We start from the raw sequence: 19720 nt of genomic DNA, 5'->3' as shown, positions 1-19720 counted from the left end.
GTTACTAGCAAATACGCTCCCCGAGGCAGTGACAGCAGCCAGCCGAGCGGCCGGTCATGGTGCGCAATGACCACCAGGTCTCCTCGACAGACCTGTCCTGGTTGCCGCCGCGAGCACTTGGAGATCAAGGGAGATCCGATATGCGTAATTTGTCCGTACCGGGCAGCCGGCTGACCCGCCGACGGCTCATCGAGACCAGCGCACTGAGCGTCCTGGCTGTGGCCGGCGCAACCGGGTGTTCTGCGTTCTCAACCAAACCCAAGTCACAGGCGAGTTCGTCCGGTAACGGAGGATCTGCCGGCGGAACCGCGTCCGGGAATGCATCGACGGCGAAAGAGGCGCCATCCCTCGCTCAGCAGGTCAAGGCAGGCAAGCTGCCGCCGGTCACGCAGCGGCTACCCACAAAGCCGCTGGTCGTGACACCGGTGGACTCACCAGGCGTCTACGGAGGAACCTGGCGGATGGGTGTCACCGGCGGTTCGGGCTCGTTCTCCCAGATCAATCGGTTCCAGGGCTACGACGGGCTCATGCGCTGGCGCCCTGACTACTCGGGAGTGATTCCCAACGTCGCGGAGAAGGTGCAATCGAGCAAGGGCGGTGCTACCTATACGTTCAGCTTGCGTCAGGGCATCAAGTGGTCTGATGGCGAGCCGTTCAACGCCGATGACGTGCTCTTCTGGTACGAGGACGTCGTCCTGAACAAGGATCTAAGTCCGGATCCGCCAGCGTGGATGATGATTGACAACAAGCTGGGCAAGGTCCGAAAGATCAATGACTACGAAGTCGAGTTCAGTTTCGCCAAGCCGCACGGGCTCTTTCTCGAACTTCTCGCCGAACCAACGAACGACGCCCCGGTGCGCTACGCCAAGCACTACTTGAAGAAGTACCACAAGAAGTACAACCCGAAGGTCAACGACCTGGTGAAACAGGAGAAGCTGACGGACTGGGTCCAGCTGTTCCAGAATCATGGCGGCTCGGATGACGACACGGTGCGGTGGACCGTCTCGAATCAGCCCTTGCTCTATCCGTGGACCTTCACCAAGGCGCCCGACGGAGGCACCGGTAAAGCGGTCGCCCAACGGAACCCGTACTACTGGAAGGTCGACACCCAGGGGCGGCAGTTGCCCTATCTCGACGGGCTCGAATACTCCTTCCTGGCCGGATCGGACACCAACTCCCTCACCCTGATGGCTCTCGGTGGGCAGATCGACATGGAGGACCAGTTCTTCTGCATCCCGCAGAACAAGCCGGTGCTCGCCGACGGACGGCAGAAGGGCGGCTTCGACTTCTACACGACTACGCCCACTGAGCCGAACCAGGCAGTCATCCAGCTGAACCTGAACCACAAGGATCCCGTCAAGCGCGAGATCTTCACCAACAAGAACTTCCGTATCGGGCTGTCGTACGCCTTGAACCGGCAGGAGATGATCAATCTCGTCCTGCTCAAGCAGGGAGCGCCGTGGCAGGTGGCGCCCTCCAAGGGTTCGGCGTACTACAACGAACAACTCGCCACCCAGTACACCGAGTACAGCGTCGCGAAGGCCAACAGCGCACTGGACCAGGCGGGCTACAAGAAGAACGGGTCCGGTGTACGGGTCGGGCCCGATGGGAAGCCGATCTCGATCGCATTCGACATCGACAACGGCCGCCCGGTGTTCGTGGACCTGATGCCGATGATCAAGACGTATTGGCAGGCGGTCGGCATCCAGGTCAACTTCACAGCCATGGAACGATCGCTGTGGGAGGAGCGAGTGCGCACCAATGCTGACTTCGATGCGACGATCCATCGGTTCGGCGGCGGCAACGGCGAAGAAGTTGTCTTGGATCCGCGCTACTACTTCCCGCTGAACGGGAACTCGGTCTTCGCGGCGAAGTGGCAGGCCTGGTACAACGGGCTGACGGGCAGTTCGGCCTCGGCAGGCATCGAGAAGCCGCCGGCCGCGGTCCATAAGCAAATGAAGCTGTACGACCAGCTGAAGCAGACCGTCAACACCGATCAGCGGACGAAGCTCATGAACCAGATCCTCGCGATCGCGGCTGATGAGTTCTACGTGATCGGGGTGAGCGCCGTCGCGGACGGTTACGGCATCGTCCGCAACGACTTCCACAACGTGCCGAAGAGCATGCCCAACTCCTACATCTATCCCAATCCCGGCCCTTGTAATCCCGAACAGTTCTACATCGCCAGCTGAGTATCGCGATCGAAACGGAGTGTAGTTTGATGAATCTTGCGCAGGCGACCACGGCCGATACTGCTCTCGTCGCGTCGGCACCGTGGTACGACAGGACGCAACGCTGGGCACAACTCACTCTTGTGGAGAACGATCCCGGACGGTACGACCCGAAGTTCTGGCTGGACTACTTCAAGCGCTCCCGCAGCGACGGCACGTGCCTGAGCGCGGGCGGCTATGTCGCCTACTATCCGACCGATATCCGCCTTCACCATCGCAGCAGGTGGATGGGCGATACCGACCCCTTCGGTGATCTTGCCCGAGGCAGTCGGCAAGCCGGCATGACGGTCCTTGCGCGAACTGATCCCCATGCCGTGCATCAGCCCGTGTACGACGCCGAGCCCGGCTGGATCGCCGTCGATCAGGACGGCAATCCGCGCAGGCATTGGGCTGCCAAGGATGCCTGGATCACCTGCGCGCTCGGCCCGTACAACTTCGAGTTCATGACCGAGGTGAACAAGGAGATCGTCTCGCGCTACGACGTCGACGGCATCTTCAGCAACCGCTGGGCCGGGACCGGAATGTGCTATTGCGAGAATTGTGCCCGGCTCTTCAAGGAATTCTGCGGTTTGGACCTGCCACGGTCGATCGACCCTGCCGACCCGGCACGCCGGCAGTATCTGGTCTGGCACCAGCAGCGGCTCTTCGAACTCTGCCGGCTATGGGATTCGACCATCCGTGAGATCAACCCGGATGCCAGATTCGTGCCGAACTCAGGTGGTGGCGCCCTGAGTGAACTCGATATGAGCGAACTGGCCGGACTGACTGACACGATGTTCGCCGACCGGCAGGGCCGCGCAGGAATCATGGTGCCGTGGAGTGCGGGCAAGAACGCCAAGGAATACCGCGCCACGATGGGCGACAAGACCATCGGTGGAATCTTCAGCGTCGGCATCGAAGGTAAGCACCGTTGGAAGGATTCGACTCAGGGGAGCGCCGAGATCGACGTCTGGGTCGCCGACAGCATCGCGAACGGGATGCGTCCCTGGTTCACCAAGTTCGCAGGTGTCGTCTACGACAACCGCTGGCTCGCCCCGGTGGAGCGGATCTATCGCTGGCATGAGCGCTGGAGTCCTTACCTTGTGGATCAGCAACCGCTCGCCAGAGTCGCCGTCGTGTATTCGCAACAGACCGCCAAGTTCTACGGCGGTCCCGAGGCGGGAGACCGCGTCGAGGCCCATATCGAGGGCGTCTATCAGGCACTGATCGAGGCACGGATTCCTTTCGAGATGGTCCATGATCAACTGCTTGATGCCGAGCATCTGAGTCGGTTCAAGACCCTCGTGCTGCCGAATATCGCTGCACTCTCTGATGATCAGTGCCGGCAGCTCCGCGACTACGTCGCTGGGGGCGGAAGCATCGTCGCTACTCACGAGACATCGCTGTATGACGAGTGGGGCGTCCGGCGCGATGATCTTGGTCTCGGTGATCTCTTCAATGCGCGGGTCACCGGGAACCTTGAATCCGACCTCAAGAACTCCTACCTTGAGCTCGCCCAGGGCGCGGCTGATCGGAACCATCCGCTGTTGGCCGGTCTGCTGGACGCCGACCGGATCATCAACGGCGTCTCGCGGCTGCCGACCGAGCCGATCAAGCCGTTATCGGACCACCTGCTCGGTCTGGTGCCGTCCTATCCTGACCTACCCATGGAGGACGTCTTTCCGCTGACCGACGGCCCGCAGGGCGATGAGGTCTACCTCGGAGAATACGGTCGCGGCCGCGTTGCCTACTTCCCCTGGGACATCGACCGAACGTTCTGGGAGGTGCTCGATCCCGATCATGGTCGGCTGCTCGGGAACGCCGTTCGCTGGGCGTCCGAAGGCGAATCGCCGGCGGAGGTGACAGGAGAGGGCATGCTCGACGTCACCTGCTGGCGCCAGCCCTCTTCGATCACTGTCCATCTGGTGAACCTGACCAATCCGATGACGATGCGCGGCCCGTACCGGTCGCCGGTCGCCGTCGGACCGCAGCGGGTCACGGTGCAGTTGCCTACCGGAGAGAGCGTACGGCGCGTCCGGTTGCTGAGCAGCGGTCGGCAGATCGACTACGACGACATCGACGGTGCGATCACCGTCACTGTGCCGAACGTGCTGGTCCACGAGGTAGTCGCCGTCGATCTGGAGACAGCGTGACGGTGCGGACCGAGAGCGCCGAGACGAAGTCGACAGGAACCTGACATGAAAGGGGTGCACCGATGCTGACCTACATCGGACGTCGACTGCTTTACATGGTGCCGACCGTCATCCTGATCTCGATGGTCGCGTTCGTGATCATCCAGCTTCCGCCCGGTGACTATCTGACCGCTCTTGCTGCCCAGTTGTCGCAACAAGGGCAGTCGCTAGACCATGCGCAACTGGTGACCCTGGAGCACAGGTACGGCCTCGGCCAGCCGATCTATGTCCAGTACGGCAAGTGGATCTGGGCGATTCTCTCTCACGGCGACTTCGGCCAGTCCTTCGAATGGAACCGGCCGGTGTCGGCGCTGGTCAGCCAGCGACTGCCGATGACGATCGTGCTTGGCTTCACCACCGTGATCTTCACCTGGATCGTCGCATTCCCGGTCGGCATCTACTCGGCCATCCGGCAGTACTCGCCGGGTGACTACGTTGCCACCACGCTCACCTTCCTCGGTGTCGCGGTACCCAACTTCCTGATCGCCCTTGTGCTGATGTACTTGGGCTATCGGTTCTTCGGGCTGACCGTGGGAGGCCTGTTCTCGCCGGACTTCGAGAATGCGGGATGGAACCTCGGCAAACTCCTGGACCTCTTCTCACATCTGTGGGTCCCGGTGGTGGTCCTGGGTGCAGCGGGCGCTGCCGGTCTCGTTCGCACGCTTCGGGCCAACCTGCTCGACGAACTCCACATGCCATACGTCGTCGCGGCCCGCGCGCGTGGCGTCCCCGAACGCAGACTGCTGTTCCGCTATCCACTGCGGGTCGCTCTCAACCCGTTCATCTCGACCATCGGCTGGGTGCTGCCGACGCTGGTCTCGGGAGAGATCGTCGTAGCCCAGGTGCTCTCGCTGCCGACGACCGGACCACTCCTGCTCGAGTCGCTGGAGAGTCAGGACATGTACCTGGCAGGTTCGTTGATCTTGATCGTTTCGGTGCTGACCGTGGTGGGGACGCTGATCTCGGACATCTGCCTGGCCTGGCTCGACCCTCGCGTACGGCTGCGCTACAAGTGACGGCGCTTCAATTGATGGCGCCTCAATTGACGGAAGGGACGTGCCTGCCATGAGCGTCCAGACAACACTGGCGACCGAGTCGATCACCGACTCGGAGCCAGCCCAGACCGCCGCCGACGAGGTCGCGGTCGCACGACAATGGCGACTTGTCTGGCGTGCCTTCCTGCGGCATCGGCTGGCAGTCGTCGGACTCGTCGTCATGGTGATCATCTACCTGGTCGCGATCTTCGCCGAGTTCGTGGCGCCGTATTCGGCGACCCAGTTCAATTCGGACTATCCGTATGCACCGCCGCAGCGCATCCATCTGATCGACCACAGCGCGGACGGCACCCACGTCGGGCTCTTCGTCTACGGGTACAAGGCGAAGCTCGATCCGGAGACGCTCAAATCCACTTTCACGGTGGACACGTCGAACAGGATCCCCCTGACCTTGTTCGCCCACAGCACACAGCCGTATCGGATGTGGGGGCTCTTCAACGCCCACCTCCACCTGATCGGTCCGAAGGACGGGCACACTCAGGTGTATCTCCTCGGTGCCGATCACAACGGTCGCGATCTGTTGTCGCGATTGATCTACGGGACCCGAATATCCATGTCGGTCGGCCTGATCGGAGTCGGGCTGGCCTTCGTCCTTGGCCTGGTGCTCGGCGGGGTCTCAGGCTACTTCGGAGGGCGAACGGACACCCTCATCCAGCGGGTGGTGGAGTTCTTCATGTCGCTGCCCACCCTGCCGCTGTGGATGGGACTCGCGGCTGCACTGCCAAGCAGCTGGGGATCATTGCGGCGCTACTTCGCGATCACGATCATTCTGGCGATCATGGCCTGGACCGGCCTGGCCCGGGTGACCCGTGGCCGGTTTCTTTCGCTGCGTGAGGAGCAGTTCGTGACCGCGGCGCGGCTGGACGGGAACCGGTCCGGGCGGGTGATCTTCCGGCACATGCTGCCCTCGTTCACCAGCTACCTGATCGCATCGCTGACACTGTCAGTTCCCGGCATGATCCTGGCCGAGACCTCGCTCAGCTTTCTCGGCCTCGGTCTCCAGGAACCCGTCGTCAGCTGGGGGGTCCTGCTTGAGGATGCCCAGAACATCCGCGTCGTCGCGACCGCCCCTTGGCTGATGTTGCCGGGAGTCGCGGTCGTGATCGCGGTACTGGCGCTCAACTTCGTCGGCGACGGGCTGCGGGATGCCGCGGACCCGTACAAACGATGATCGACACAGCCGCGCCCCGGCACGAGAAGAACGAAGTGTTCGGGAAGGACATGGGGATGGACGAATCCGTAGCATCGGACGAACGCCGGCCGCTGCTCAGGATCGAGAGCCTGAAGACCCACTTCTTCGTCGACGACGGCCCGGTGCGAGCGGTCGACGGCGTCACCCTGACCGTGCCACGTGGGAAGACCGTGTGCATCGTCGGGGAGTCCGGGTGCGGCAAGAGCATCACCGGCCGGTCGGTCATGGGGCTCGTGGAACATCCGGGCAGGGTCGTCGACGGCCACATCTGGTGGAGCCCGGCGGACGGCGACCAGAGATCGAGCGCCGGCGGCCGAAATCCACTGCGCCGATCGCGTCGCCATGCCGCCGACTCCGATCAGGATGCGGTCGATCTGGCTGCCCTGGACCCGCGGGGTGAGGCTCTGCGTCGCATCCGCGGCAACGAGATCTCGATGGTGTTCCAGGAGCCGATGGCATCGCTCTCACCGATGTACACCATCGCCGAGCAGCTTATCGAGACCATCAGGCTGCATCGGCGGATGAGCAAGCGGGATGCTTATCGCCTCGGCGTCGAGCTGCTGACCCGCGTCGGCATTCCGCGGGCGGAGCAACGGATGAACGCCTACTCGTTCCAACTTTCGGGCGGGATGTGCCAGCGGGTCATGATCGCGATCGCGATCGCCTGTGGCCCGAAGCTGTTGATCGCCGACGAGCCGACCACGGCACTGGACGTCACCACCCAGGCGCGCATCATCGACCTGCTGGCAGAGATCCAGGCCGAGACCGACATGTCGATGATGTTCATCACCCATGATCTTGGCGTCGTCGCCCAGATCGCTGACGAGGTCGTCGTGATGTATCTGGGCACGGTCGTCGAGCAGGGCAGTGTCGAGGAGATCTTCCACGACCCGAAGCACCCGTACACCCGGGCGCTGCTCGCCTCCATCCCGAAGATGGGCGTGGGGGCGCGCAAACGTCCGGAAACGATTCGGGGGCAGGTGCCGCATCCGCTGAACCGACCTGCGGGCTGCCCATTCCATCCGCGGTGCGACCAGGCGATCGCCGGAGTCTGCGATACCTCTGAGCCGCCGACGGTGGAGCTCCCGAACGGCAGGCGGGTGCGGTGTGTGCTGTACGACCGCGAGCTGGTGACCACCGCAGCCAAGGGCGACCAGGCCGTCGAAGCGACGTCGGGAGGAACCGATGAGTGAAGCGGAGTCCACACCGGACGAAGAGCCACTGATCCGTGTCAGCGGCCTGCACATGGACTATCCGATCCGCGGACGCGGGTTGTTCAGCCGTACGACCGGGGCGGTGCACGCGGTCAACGGAGTCGATCTGTCGGTCAGGCCGGGGGAGGTTCTCGGGCTGGTCGGCGAATCCGGCTGTGGCAAGTCGACGCTTGGGCGCTGCATCGTCGGCGACGAGCGCGCGACCGCCGGCCATGTCTACTATCAGGAGTCGCCAGGCCACGTCGCGGACCTGGTGACAGCCGGCAAGGAAGACCTGCGCCGGTACCAACGTGACATCCGGGTGATCTTCCAGGATCCCTTCTCGTCTTTGAATCCGCGCATGACGGTCGCGCAGATCGTCGGCGATCCGTTGGCCAGTCGCCATCTCGCCAGGGGATCCGAGCTCGAGGACCGCGTCGCCGAGGCATTGCGCCGGGTCGGTCTCTCGCCGACCTACATGCGCCGTTTTCCGCACGCCTTCTCCGGCGGCGAGCGACAACGGATCAACATCGCCCGGGCGCTGATCCTCAATCCCCGGTTCGTGATCGCCGACGAGGCAGTCTCGGCCTTGGACGTCTCCGTAAGGGCGCAGATCATCAACCTGCTGCGCGATCTGCAGGAGGAACTGTCGCTGACCTATCTGTTCATCTCCCATGATCTGTCGGTTGTGGAGAGCATCTGCGACCGGGTCGCGGTGATGTACCTGGGCAAGATCGTCGAGCTTGCGGACACCGAGGAGATCTACGCCGAACCGAAACATCCCTACACCGAGGCATTGCTCTCCGCCGTGCCTCGGCCGGATCCGCGGCTGCGTGGTGCTGGCGGGAGGATCCGTCTCTCCGACGAATTCCCCGATCCGTCCGATCCGCCGGCCGGCTGCTTCTTCCACACCCGCTGCCCGTACGCAGATCCGGAGCGCTGCAGCGCCGATCCGACCGTACTGCGAGAACTGACACCGAAGCACTGGTCCGATTGCCACTACAGCGAGACATTGACCTTGGCAGGCGTCGGAGCCGAACAGGAGGTGGCGGCGAGTTGATCTTGCATGCCGTGTCGATCGAGGAGACGACCAGGTGACTGACAAGCCGGCGATCTATCAGGGATTCCCTTATGGAGCGGTGTACTTCCGCAAGACCAATCCACCGGCGGAGGACTGGGAGCGTGACTACCGGGTTGCCCGCGAGGACGGCTTCACCAGCTTCCGGCATTGGTTCATGTGGTCCGGCATCGAGGTCGCGCCGGGCGAATACGAGTGGAACGACTACGACCAGCAACTCGATCTTGCCGCCGAGAACGGGTTGACCACGATCATCGCCGAGCACGTCACGATCGCCCCGGAGTGGCTCTTCACCACCTACCCGGACAGCCGCTATGAGCGCCGCGACGGCAGCAAGATCGACTCCCAGATGCAGGTGAGCTCGAGTATCGGCGGTACGCCCGGTCTGTGCTTGGACAACGACGACGTCCTCCAGGCCGCGGGCCGGTTCCTGACCGAGCTCGTGACCCGGTATCGCAACCACCCTGGCACCGGCGGCTACGACGTCTGGAACGAGACCAACATCGATCCCGACGTCTGCTACTGCCCGGCAACCCAGGCACGCTTCCGGGACTGGCTGAAAAGGCGGTACGGCGACGATCTCGCCGTGCTGCGCAAACGCTGGGGCCGTTACTACTCGAAATGGGAGGACGTGCAGGCGCCGCGCACGCTGGGGCTCTACGGTCAAAGCATCGACTGGCTCCTCTTCCGCCGCGACCGGGCACATGAGTTGCTGCGCTGGCGGGTCGACCTGATCAGGTCACTCGACCAAGATCATCCGATCACCGCCCACGGTGTCGCCGGCACCCTCGGCTTCGGCATCGAGAAGGGCATCGATGACTGGATGGCCGTCTCCGAGGTCGATTCGTTCGGCTTCACCTTCGTCGCGTCGAGGCGTACCGATCGCCGGTGGAAACAGGCGCTTGCCGTGGAGCTGGTGCGGTCGGCCAGTGACGGGAAACCGTTCTGGCATGCGGAAATGCAGGCCGGACCGCTCTGGCTCCAACCGCAGGTCGTCGATCGCCCCTTGGACGACGGCCGGGTCTCGCGGCCGGATGACATCCGGTACTGGAATCTGATGAGCATGGCCGGCGGCGTCAACGGCATCTTTCACCTGCGCTGGCGGCCACTGTTGGACGGCCCGCTGTTCCAGGCGTTCGGAGCCTACGACCTCGACGGGTCGCGTACGGACCGGTCCCGCCAGGTGTCGGCGATGGCGCAATGGGCGCACGAACCGGAGCAGCAGGAGCTGTGGGCTGCACGACCCGCCCCGGCCCAGCTCAGCATGCTCTTCGTCCCGGAGTCACAGGCGTACGGCCTCATCGCTCGGCACAGCCGCAAGCCGTACGAGCGGGCGATCTCCGGTGCCTGGCGCGCCTTCTACGACCTCTCCGTCGTGCCTGACCTGCGCAAGCTGCATCAACTCGGCGGCGCCAAGGTCGCCTACCTGCCGTATCCGACCCTGCTGCCCGACGAGTGGGCTGAAGCGCTGACCGAATGGGTCCGCGCCGGCGGGACCTTGATCAGTGAGGCGACGCCGGCCTGGTTCAACGATCATGCTCATGCGGCGACCCGTCGTCCGGGCGCAGGGCTGGACAAGGTCTTCGGGGCGACCGAGCAGGACGTCGAATTCACCCCGGACATCCTGGATGATCTTCAGTTCCGCAGTGCTGGCTCCCGTGCGCACGGCGGCGAGATCAGGCAGCGACTGACCCCCACCACCGGTGTCGCCACAGGCTGGTACGACGACGGCTCGGTCGCGGTTGTCGATCATGAATTCGGAGCCGGGCGGACGCGTCTGATCGGCACCATGCCTGGCACCGGCTACAGCAACCACGAGGACGCCGGGACGAGGGGGTTCTACCAGAGCCTGCTCGACTGGGCCGGCATCCAGCCCCTGGTTCGTGCGGACGACGAGCGGCTGGTGACCCGGCTGCACCGCGGCAGTGACGCCGATTTCCTCTGGGTGATCAATTCCAGCCGCGACGACGTGGAGTCGACGGTCGAATTCTCCGGGGACCAGGTCTTCAGCAAGGACGTCCGCGCGCTCTGGGGAAGCACCGACCAGGTGGAGATCTCCGAGACCCATACGACTCGGGTGCGGGTCGGGGCGCGGGACGGACTGGTGATCAGGATCAACCACTGATGCACGCACCCGAAGCTGGACGAAAGCGGTCGAACGAGAGGACAGGACGTGAGAATAGCCTTCATAGGCTTGGGCGTGATGGGTCTGCCGATGGCCAGGAACCTGCTCAAGGCCGGCCACACGGTCGTCGGTTTCAACCGATCGCCGGAGAAGGTCGAGAGATTCGCGGCCGACGGCGGTAGCGGTGCCGGGTCGATCGCCGAGGCGGTCGACGGCGCGGAGGTCGTGGTGACCATGCTGCCGGACTCGCCCGATGTGCTCGCGGTCTACACCGGTGACCAGGGCATCCTGACCAGCGCGGCACCGGGAACACTGCTGATCGACGCGAGCACCATCCGTCCCGATGTCACCGTCGATCTCCATCACCGGGCAACGGAATCCGGCTTCCGATTCCTCGACGCCCCGGTCAGTGGTGGCGAGCAAGGGGCTGTCGACGGCTCGTTGTCGATCATGTGCGGCGGGGAGCAGGAGACCTTCGACGCCGCGCGGGCCGTCCTCGAGGCGGTGGGCAAGACGATCGTCCTGGTCGGTGGTCCGGGTAGCGGCCAGACGGTGAAGGCGGCCAATCAGCTGCTGGTCGCCGGAACGATCCAGCTGGTCGCGGAGGCGTTGGTGTTCCTCGATGCGCACGAGGTCGACCTTGCGCCGGCCCTGGAGGTCCTCAATGGGGGCCTGGCCGGCAACACGATCATGACCAGGAAGGGGCAGTCGATGCTCGACGGACAGTTCGCCCCCGGGTTCCGGGTCGATCTTCACCACAAGGACCTCGGCATCTACCGCGAGGCGGCGCGTGATCAAGGAGTGTTCTCCCCGCTCGGGACCGCGGTCACCGAGCTGATGGCCGCGCTACGCAGGACCGGCGGTGGCGACCTCGACCATTCGGCACTGTTGCAGCAGGTCGACGCACTGTCCGGCCGCTCCCGGTGGGCGGATCGATGACGGCGCGGGTTGCCGGGATCGAAGATGAGCGGACCTGGTCGCTGGTCGCGAACATCTCGCTGTTGTTCGCCGAACTTCCTTTGCTGGAACGGATCCCCGCTGCCAAGGAAGCCGGATTCGATGCGGTCGAGGCATGGTGGCCGTTCCCCGGCGGCACGTTCGATGATGCCGTCGAGGACTTCCTGGACACCATCGAACGAACCGGGATCCGCCTTACCGGCCTGAATTTCTTCGCCGGCGACATGCCCGGCGGCGAACGCGGCATCGTGTCCCGGCCGGACCGTCAGAACGAGTTCGCCGAGAACGTCGAGGCGATCGTACGGATCGCTGAGCGGACCGGCGCGAGCGGCTTCAACGCTCTCTACGGGCAGCGGCAACCGGGCATGGACCCGGAGGACCAGGATCAGGTCGGCTTCGACAACCTGGTGCATGCCACGCGCGCACTGGCGCCCGTCGGCGGCACCACCCTGGTCGAGCCGCTGAGCCGGGGCCTCAACGGTGCCTACCCCTTGGAGACCGCGACACAGGCGGTCGAGCTGGTCGACCGCGTACGGGGAGCCGCCGGCACTGACAACATCGGCTTCCTGTTCGACACCTTCCACCTGGCCAACAACGGTGAGGATCTGGTTGCCGTGATCGAACGGCACGCGTCGCGGATCGCGCACGTGCAGTTGGCCGATGCGCCGGGTCGCGGGGCACCCGGCACCGGCACGGTGGACTTCGACGCAGTGCTGGCTGCTCTTGCCCGGGTGGGGTACGACGGCCTGGTCGCCTGCGAGTACGCACCCGGCGAGCAGACGATCCCGTCGCTGGCCTGGATCGCGGCGTGCCGTTACGTACGACTCGGCCGCGGGCCGGATGATCATCGATGATCTAATAGAGCCATACCGAGCCATGCCGGGTGTGGAGCAATGTCGTCACCCACCGACCGAGAGTGAGCTCCGTCGCATGCCACTGGATGAAGTCGCTGCCAGCCTGTACGCCTGGGATCTCGCCGACGAGGGCGTCGAGCACTGTCTGGACAATCTCGAGGCCCTGGCCGGCGTCAACTCGGCCTATCTGGTCGGGATGATGCACAAGGAGAAGCGGCCGCTGCACGCACGCTTCTACCCGCACAACCCGATCCGCAAGTACTACACGCCCGAGGACAGCCGGGCCTACTGGATCCCGAAGGACGGCGCCTATCCAGGGCGGATCAAGCCGCTGACCTCGGACCGGGAATTCCTGGCCGGCACCGACTGGCTTGACACCCTCACCGACGCCGCCCGGAAGCGCGGGATGCGGACCGGCTGCGAGATCTCGCACACGATCATCGACGCCAATGTCGCCCGGACCGAATATCCCGACATCCTGCAGCGCGACCCGTTCGGCAACGTGGTCGGGACCTTCGAGGCGATCGAGGCCCAGCGCGCGCTCCCGTGCCTGAACAACACCGACGTCCGCGAATACCTGGTCAACCTGGCCACCGATCTGGTCACCAACCACGACGTCGACTTCATCCAGAGCTGCCTGGTGATGTTCGGCTCGGGCTACTCCCGCAACAACACCGTCGGCCGCTCTGCGCTCTCCGTCGGCTGGACCGCGCTCGCGGCCACCGCAACCGGCGGCTGCTTCTGCTCGGTCTGCGAGTCGAAGGCCCGCGCCGCGGGGCTGGACTGGGACGCGATCCTGGCCGAAGCCCGACACATCGCGATCATGATCACCGGCCGCGACCTCGAAGAGGCCCACGAGGCACAGCTGCTGCGGGAGAGCAACTACAGCGAAGCGGAGTTCCTGCTGGAGCACGAGCACTTCGCCAGCTGGCTGCTCTTCCGCCGGCACTCGATCGACGAGCTGTTCGAGACCATCGGGTCGGCGATCCACACTGCCCGACCGGGCGTCGAATTCCGCTACAACACCTACATGGCCCAGCCCGAACTCTCCGGGCTGAATTTCAAGTCGGCGTTCGCGTTCGTCGACTCGGTCCGGGAATCGGATTACTCGGATCAGCTCGGCACGCCGGAGGGTGTCGCGGTCAAGCGGGCCAAGCTGATGAAAGCCCGGCGTGCGCTGGGCTACGACAAGCCGCTGATCGCGGCACTCGGCGTCCGCCCCAACGCGACCCCGGAGATCCTGCGGGCCAGTATCAAGGCTGCCGTCGACTCCGGATGCGACGGTCTGTCGCTGGGCCATTACGACGGCGCGACCATGGAACGACTGCGGGCCGTACGCGACGGGATGCGTGAGTGGGAGGCGACCGAAGCCGACTGGCAGCACACCCCCGACAGGGAAAGTTGATCATGCCAGCGATCACCCGTGTGACGATCACCGAATTCGAGTTCGCTCCCGGGGACGACCCGGGCCGTACGCTGCGCAAGTTCGCCGTCGACATCGACAGCGCGGACGGCCTGACGGGCAGTTATGTCGCGTTGTGGAGTGCGCCGCCGCTCGCGGTGCTTCAGGTCAAGGACATGGCCAAGCAACTCATCGGTCGCGACTACCGTGACCGCGAGCGGCTGTGGGACGCGGCCAGCCGGAGCCACGCCAAGGACGACCGGATCGGCTATGGCGCTCTCGATATCGCCCTCTGGGATCTCGCCGGCAAGGCGGTCGGCGAGCCGGTCTGGGCCTTGCTCGGCCGGTGTCGGACGCGACTGCCCGCCTATGTCAGCACGGTCGGTGGGCGTAAGGGGTCCGGATCTCTAGGGTCCCCGGCCGCGTACGCAGATTTCGCCGAGGCGTGTGTCGCTCGCGGCGCGCTGGCGTACAAGTTCCACGGTCTGTCGGACGGCACGGTACGCGACGAGATCGACGTCCTGCGCGCCGTCGCCGATCGGGTCGGCGACCGGGCGGACATCATGACCGACCCCGGCAAGCGGCTCGCCACCTATGCCGACGCGCTCCGCCTCGGCCGGGTCTGTGACGAGGTCGGCGCCTACTGGTGGGAGGACCCGGTCCGCGGCGACTCGCCGACCTCGCACCGGATGCTCCGGGAGCGGGTGAAGACACCATTGTTGATCACTGAATTCGTTCGCAGTCTGGAGCTGCGGATCGCGATCGCGCTCGAAGGCGGCACCGACCTGCTGCGCGCCGACCCGGAGCTCGATATGGGCATCACCGGCGTGATGAAGACGGCCCATGCCGCGGAAGCGCTCGGACTTGATTGTGAGGTGCACGCCGGTGGGCCGGCTCAGCGGCACTGCATGGCATCGATCCGCAACACCAACTACTACGAGCTCGGGCTGATCGACCCGGAATTCGGCAATCCGGTGATGCCGCCCGTCTACGGCGACGGCTACGTCGAGGATCTGACCGCGATCGACCCGGCCGACGGCTGCGTCGAGGTCCCGGACGGTCCCGGGCTGGGTGTCGAATACGACCGGGACTGGATTGTCGGGCACGCCGTCGATTCGGTGATCATCTCCGGCTGAAGCTCTCCGACTGCCGATCCGCGCGGACGACCAGATTGCGCGGGATGAAAGTCGGCGGGACCCGGGTGTGGGTGAATCCCGTCCGGTCGCCGGACAGCCGGCGGAAGATCGCCTGGGCCGCAGCCGTACCCATCGTCGGCACCTCCTGGCTGATCACCGAAATCCCGCCGCGGACCACGTCGGCCAGCGGGAAGTCGTCGAAGCCGACCAGTTGGAGATCGGCGGTGGCGGGCAGCGTCCGAACGAGCGTCGTCGCCGACAGCGAACTCGCTGCGAAGATCGCCGTCGGCGGATCGGGCAGCAGCTGCCAGTAGGCGAGCTGCTTGGCCAGGGCCGGGATGTCTTGGCGGCGCCGGAAGACCAGCCGGTCGTCCGGCGCCAGACCCGCCGCATACAAGGATTGCTTGTATCCGGTGAATCGCTCGGCCTGGGTGAAGAGCTCGGGCAGATCGCCGACGAACGCGATCCGGCGGTGACCGGCTGCGATCAGAGCTGACACGCCCTCTTCGGCTCCGCGCTGGTTGTCGCAGAACACGGAGTCGGTCTCGACACCGGGGATCGGCCGGTCGACACAGACCACCGGCACGATCCGGCCGAGCCGCTCCAGGAACCGGCTGCGGACGCCGGTCGGCCAGAGCACGATCCCGTCGACCTGACGGGAGAGCAGCGACTCGATCACCGACTGTTCCCGGGCGGGGTCGTGATGGGTCACCGACACCGTCATCGCGGCGTCGGCCTCGACCGCCACCGCCTCGATCGCCCCTGCCAGCCGGGCCTGGACGGGCTCGGCGATGTCCTCGCAGACGTACGCGATCGAGCGGGAGACCCTCTTGCGCAGCACCCGGGCCGCAGCATTCGGGCGGTAGTCGAGAGCCTGGATCGAGGCCTGGACCCGGGTCCGCGTGGTGTCGCTGACCGCCCGTTCACCATTGAGCACCCGGGACACGGTCTTGACCGCGACACCGGCGTGCCGGGCCACATCGTTGATGGTCGCGCGCCGGTCGGAGCCGAAGTCCATCTGACCTCCTGGGTGAGCTCGAATTGTGACATCGTTGTCAACGCTCGCACTAGGCATTACGCCACCAATCGTGCCTCACGCGGCGTAACGAGGAGCTGCTGCATCCGGATCCGGAGGCGGCAGTTGTCCTACGTTCGACACATGCCAAGGCTCTACTACCAGCACCCGGGGACCTGGTTCGGCGACTGCATGCCGATCTTCGCCGACGGTGCCTTCCAGCTCTTCCATCAGCGCGACACCCGCAACCCCGGCCCGTTCGGCGAACCGTTCGGCTGGGCGCTGGCCAGGACCACCGATTTCGTCAGCTACCAGGACTTGGGGGAGGCCCTCCAGCGGGGCGCCGACGACGCCCAGGATCAGTTCATCTTCGCCGGCAGCGTGTTCGAGGCCGCCACGGCAAAACCAACGGCGACGCAGGGGGCAGACGGTCGGTTCCACGCCTTCTACACCGGCTTCAACCGCGACTTCGCCAAGATCGGCAAGCCGGCCCAGGTGCTGATGCACGCGGTCAGCGATGATCTTGTCCACTGGGAGACTCTCGACGGCGAGCTGGTCGCGCCGGAGCCCGGCTACGATCCGCACAACTGGCGCGACCCCTATGTGCTCCGTGACGATGATGATGATCGCTGGATCATGATCCTCGGCGCCCGCAAGGACGGCGACCAGATCGTCAGCGGCCGTACCGTCTGGTACACCTCGACGGATCTGGAGAGCTGGCACTTCGAGGGCGACTTCTGGGCCCCCGACCTCTACAGCATGCACGAGATGCCGGACCTCTTCCGGATCGGTGATCATTGGTACCTGCTGACCACCGAATACAGCGATCGCAGCAAGACCGTCTATCGCAGCAGCACGAGTCTTGCAGGGCCGTGGAGCGCCCCGGTCGACGACGCCTTCGACGGCCGTGCCTACTACGCGGCCCGATCCGCGTCGGACGGTGATCATCGCTACCTCTTCGGCTGGGTCGCCACCAAGGAGGACGAAGATGATCTTGGCAAGGTGCAGTGGGGAGGCACGCTGGTCGTGCACGAGGTCTTCCAGCGTGATGATCATTCGCTCGGGGTCAGGCCGCCGCAGAGTGTGCTCGACGCGTTCGGGCCGGCACAGGAACTGATCACTGACTCACAGACCGTGGCCGCCCCGGATGGTCGACGGACCCAACTGCTCGGCAACACCGAGAGCTCGACCTTCCTGCTCCGGCTGACCCTGCGGCCCGAGCAGAACCGGAGTTTTGCGATCCGGCTCTTCGGCGACGAGCAGACCGGTGATGGGTACGCCTTCACCTTCCGGACCGGCGAGCAGCGGGTCGACTTCGACCGAGTGCCGAACTTCCCGTGGTATCGCTACGACAACCGCGGATCGGAGCGACCCTTCACGGTCAATCCGGGGCAGACCTACGAGATCGCGATCATCGTCGACGAGACGATCGCCACGTTGTATGTGGATGGAGTGGCGCTCAACGTCCGTCGGTACGCCGAACCGGGCAAGGCAATCGGCGTGGACATCGTCGACGGCGAGGTGGAGATCCTGTCCTCCACACTGGCGGAGCTGCCGGGCTGATCATCAGCGATCGTCGTCGGCGGGCCGTCCACCGCCGACGGCGTAGCTTCGGATCATGCAGGAATCCGGTCGTCGGGCAGGTGCCCCACTGCAGGTCGTCGATGACCTGGCGGATCGGTTCCGTACGGTCCCGTTCAGCTATCCCGAGATCGGCGCGACCCGGCAGGAGCGGCTTCCACGAGGCTATCGGCATCTGGAGGCAGAGACCGAGGTCGGCCGCGGACGGTCGCGCTACCTCGAGGTGGCCGAGCGACTGCTGACCTGGCAGCTCCACACCGGCTCCGGACTGTCGGTGCGGGCCTCGGACGAGCGAGCGCGGCAGGGCGCCATCCAGCTGGCGACCCTGCCGCTCGGTCCTTTCAAGATCACCACCCGGTGTCGGGTGGTCTACCTGATCGAGGAGGACCAGCGGGCCGGATTCGCGTACGGAACGCTGGAGGGGCATCCCGAGCGCGGCGAGGAACGATTCTGCGTGGAACTCACCGACGATGATCGGGTGGTCTTCAGTCTGCGCGCATTCTCCCGTAACGCCTGGCTGGTGAGTCGACTCGGCGCTCCGGTCAGCAACCGTGTCCAGGCGATGGTGAATCGCCGCTACCTTGCCGCAGCCCTTTCCTGACAACTGCGGTGATCCGCGGAATCGGGTTGCCCGGCTGGGATCGGATCGGGCCGAAGTGGTCCTTCCGACGGCTATGTTCTTGGCGTCCGGGTGATCCGTGACAGCTTTCAGGACTGCCGATTCCAGGACTGCCGGGAGGGTGATTGTGGGTCAGTCCCCGGTGCGCTCGGGCCAATCACAACCGGGCCAATCACAACCGGGCCAATCACAACCGGGCCTGTCAGATCTGGGCCCAGCAGATCTGGGCCGGTCGCGTCCGGCGATCGAGGGCGTTCCCGCGGGAACGCTCGGGCTGACCGCCGTCAGGCGGCTGCGTCACCGCCACATCATCGATCGACTGGACTACCTGCGGGAGCTGCGTCGGCTGGCGGACGCGATGTCCCAATCCGACATCGCCAGGGCGCTCGGCCTGACCCAGCCGTCGATCAGCTCGGCGCTCAAGTCGGCCGCGAAGATTCCCGACCCGCCCGCCGGATTCTCCGGGGCCAGCGTGTACGAGATCGCCCAGCGCTTCACCGCCGGCAAGCTTGCCCGGGAAGACCTGGTCGACCAGCTCGGGCGGTGGCAGGACCCGAACACCCGCTCGGCCCGCGAGCAGCGGCGGGTCGACGACGAGTTGACCCGGGCTCTCCGCGACGGTCTCTTGGACGATGCCGTCTATCGGGCCGTTCTGGATCGCCGCCAGCGACTCGGCCGCCCGTCCCACGTGATTCCGACCGCAACGGCCGCGGGGGAGTAGGGCGGCGAGCCTGGAGCCAGAGAACGACGATGGCCGCCCAGTCGGTTCCCCCAAGTCCCGACCGGACGGCCATCGCCCTTCAGATGTCACCCGCCGACGATGCCTGGCACGACTTCCGTCGGCTGCAACGACCTAAGGCGTCACAGGTCACATCCCCCAAAGTCGCCATAGGCCCCAGGTCTGGGGTCCATGGCTCTCTCCCGCGACATACGCTAGCACCACGTGTCCCGATCCGGACATGTCCAATATGGACATTTCCCTCAGGATATCGTCAAGCCGATTGGCGGTGTGCTGCGCGAGTGCTGCCGCGGCAGCTTCCGGGCTAGCCAGTTTGCCCCTGGCGGGGCGCCCGTTCCGGGCTGAAAATGGGGTGTGGTCGCCCTCGGTGAC

The 19720-nt window shown here is 65.2% G+C and carries 15 protein-coding genes; 14 read left to right on the top strand and 1 reads right to left on the bottom strand.

The genetic code is table 11. The annotated features are described in order from the left end of the window. The first annotated feature begins 461 nt into the window (after nt 1-461). The 11 genes from IEY07_RS16635 to IEY07_RS16585 all read left to right on the top strand — a co-directional run bounded on the left by IEY07_RS16635 (nt 462) and on the right by IEY07_RS16585 (nt 15394). Nucleotides 462-2192, top strand: a complete 1731-nt coding sequence (locus IEY07_RS16635) for an ABC transporter substrate-binding protein (RefSeq protein WP_188896530.1) — start codon at nt 462-464, stop codon at nt 2190-2192. Between the two features lie 29 nt (nt 2193-2221). Then, entirely contained in the window at nt 2222-4363 is a 2142-nt protein-coding gene (locus IEY07_RS16630; protein WP_188896529.1) for an alpha-amylase family protein, read from the top strand. 62 nt (nt 4364-4425) lie between these two features. Further along, complete coding sequence (locus tag IEY07_RS16625; protein WP_188896528.1) at nt 4426-5418, top strand: ABC transporter permease; 993 nt, start codon at nt 4426-4428, stop codon at nt 5416-5418. A gap of 49 nt (nt 5419-5467) precedes the next feature. Continuing rightward, nucleotides 5468-6628 carry an ABC transporter permease gene (locus IEY07_RS16620; RefSeq protein ID WP_188896527.1) on the top strand — a complete coding sequence of 387 codons (1161 nt, stop codon included), beginning with the start codon at nt 5468-5470 and terminating at the stop codon, nt 6626-6628. Nucleotides 6629-6684: 56 nt separating this feature from the next. After that, complete coding sequence (locus tag IEY07_RS16615) at nt 6685-7842, top strand: ABC transporter ATP-binding protein (RefSeq protein WP_188896526.1); 1158 nt, start codon at nt 6685-6687, stop codon at nt 7840-7842. Next, nucleotides 7835-8902 (top strand): ABC transporter ATP-binding protein, encoded by a 1068-nt coding sequence (locus IEY07_RS16610; RefSeq protein WP_188896525.1) that lies wholly within the window; start codon nt 7835-7837, stop codon nt 8900-8902. The genes IEY07_RS16615 and IEY07_RS16610 overlap by 8 nt, the downstream gene beginning before the upstream one ends. Before the next feature lie 34 nt (nt 8903-8936). Continuing rightward, nucleotides 8937-11045, top strand: coding sequence for a beta-galactosidase (locus IEY07_RS16605; RefSeq protein WP_188896524.1), 2109 nt, complete (start codon nt 8937-8939; stop codon nt 11043-11045). A gap of 48 nt (nt 11046-11093) precedes the next feature. Then, on the top strand, nt 11094-11984 hold the full coding sequence (locus IEY07_RS16600) for a 2-hydroxy-3-oxopropionate reductase (protein ID WP_268239234.1): 891 nt from the start codon (nt 11094-11096) through the stop codon (nt 11982-11984). Next, entirely contained in the window at nt 11981-12856 is an 876-nt protein-coding gene (locus IEY07_RS16595) for a hydroxypyruvate isomerase family protein (protein WP_188896522.1), read from the top strand. Before IEY07_RS16600 ends, IEY07_RS16595 begins: the two co-directional genes overlap by 4 nt. A 76-nt stretch (nt 12857-12932) precedes the next feature. Next, on the top strand, nt 12933-14261 hold the full coding sequence (locus tag IEY07_RS16590; protein WP_188896521.1) for an alpha-galactosidase: 1329 nt from the start codon (nt 12933-12935) through the stop codon (nt 14259-14261). Nucleotides 14262-14263: 2 nt separating this feature from the next. Continuing rightward, nucleotides 14264-15394: an enolase C-terminal domain-like protein gene (locus tag IEY07_RS16585; RefSeq protein WP_229670194.1), complete on the top strand. Its 1131-nt coding sequence runs from the start codon at nt 14264-14266 to the stop codon at nt 15392-15394. On the opposite strand, the gene IEY07_RS16580 is transcribed toward IEY07_RS16585, so the two are convergent. Beyond that, nucleotides 15381-16412, bottom strand: coding sequence for a LacI family DNA-binding transcriptional regulator (locus IEY07_RS16580; protein WP_188896520.1), 1032 nt, complete (start codon nt 16410-16412; stop codon nt 15381-15383). The genes IEY07_RS16585 and IEY07_RS16580 overlap by 14 nt on opposite strands. A 141-nt stretch (nt 16413-16553) precedes the next feature. Here IEY07_RS16580 and IEY07_RS16575 point away from each other — a divergent pair, with 141 nt between their 5' ends. The 3 genes from IEY07_RS16575 (at nt 16554) to IEY07_RS16565 (ending at nt 19330) form a co-directional block, all read left to right on the top strand. After that, complete coding sequence (locus tag IEY07_RS16575) at nt 16554-17972, top strand: glycoside hydrolase family protein (RefSeq protein ID WP_188896519.1); 1419 nt, start codon at nt 16554-16556, stop codon at nt 17970-17972. Nucleotides 17973-18027: 55 nt separating this feature from the next. Further along, on the top strand, nt 18028-18591 hold the full coding sequence (locus IEY07_RS16570) for a DUF1990 domain-containing protein (RefSeq protein WP_188896518.1): 564 nt from the start codon (nt 18028-18030) through the stop codon (nt 18589-18591). Nucleotides 18592-18967: 376 nt separating this feature from the next. Continuing rightward, nucleotides 18968-19330, top strand: coding sequence for a hypothetical protein (locus IEY07_RS16565; RefSeq protein ID WP_188896517.1), 363 nt, complete (start codon nt 18968-18970; stop codon nt 19328-19330). The last annotated feature ends 390 nt before the right edge of the window (nt 19331-19720 follow it).

Origin of the sequence: Microlunatus endophyticus (assembly GCF_014646195.1) — a bacterium.
Classification (GTDB): Bacteria; Actinomycetota; Actinomycetes; order Propionibacteriales; family Propionibacteriaceae; genus Microlunatus; species Microlunatus endophyticus.
This window is presented reverse-complemented; position numbering and strand designations above follow the sequence as displayed.

Coding starts and splice junctions, on each gene's coding strand:
- IEY07_RS16635 (WP_188896530.1), top strand. CDS start 462: ATGGGTGTCACCGGCGGTTCGGGCTCGTTCTCCCAGATCAATCGGTTC.
- IEY07_RS16630 (WP_188896529.1), top strand. CDS start 2,222: ATGAATCTTGCGCAGGCGACCACGGCCGATACTGCTCTCGTCGCGTCG.
- IEY07_RS16625 (WP_188896528.1), top strand. CDS start 4,426: ATGCTGACCTACATCGGACGTCGACTGCTTTACATGGTGCCGACCGTC.
- IEY07_RS16620 (WP_188896527.1), top strand. CDS start 5,468: ATGAGCGTCCAGACAACACTGGCGACCGAGTCGATCACCGACTCGGAG.
- IEY07_RS16615 (WP_188896526.1), top strand. CDS start 6,685: ATGGACGAATCCGTAGCATCGGACGAACGCCGGCCGCTGCTCAGGATC.
- IEY07_RS16610 (WP_188896525.1), top strand. CDS start 7,835: ATGAGTGAAGCGGAGTCCACACCGGACGAAGAGCCACTGATCCGTGTC.
- IEY07_RS16595 (WP_188896522.1), top strand. CDS start 11,981: ATGACGGCGCGGGTTGCCGGGATCGAAGATGAGCGGACCTGGTCGCTG.
- IEY07_RS16590 (WP_188896521.1), top strand. CDS start 12,933: ATGCCACTGGATGAAGTCGCTGCCAGCCTGTACGCCTGGGATCTCGCC.
- IEY07_RS16585 (WP_229670194.1), top strand. CDS start 14,264: ATGCCAGCGATCACCCGTGTGACGATCACCGAATTCGAGTTCGCTCCC.
- IEY07_RS16580 (WP_188896520.1), bottom strand. CDS start 16,412: ATGGACTTCGGCTCCGACCGGCGCGCGACCATCAACGATGTGGCCCGG.
- IEY07_RS16575 (WP_188896519.1), top strand. CDS start 16,554: ATGCCAAGGCTCTACTACCAGCACCCGGGGACCTGGTTCGGCGACTGC.
- IEY07_RS16570 (WP_188896518.1), top strand. CDS start 18,028: ATGCAGGAATCCGGTCGTCGGGCAGGTGCCCCACTGCAGGTCGTCGAT.
- IEY07_RS16565 (WP_188896517.1), top strand. CDS start 18,968: ATGTCCCAATCCGACATCGCCAGGGCGCTCGGCCTGACCCAGCCGTCG.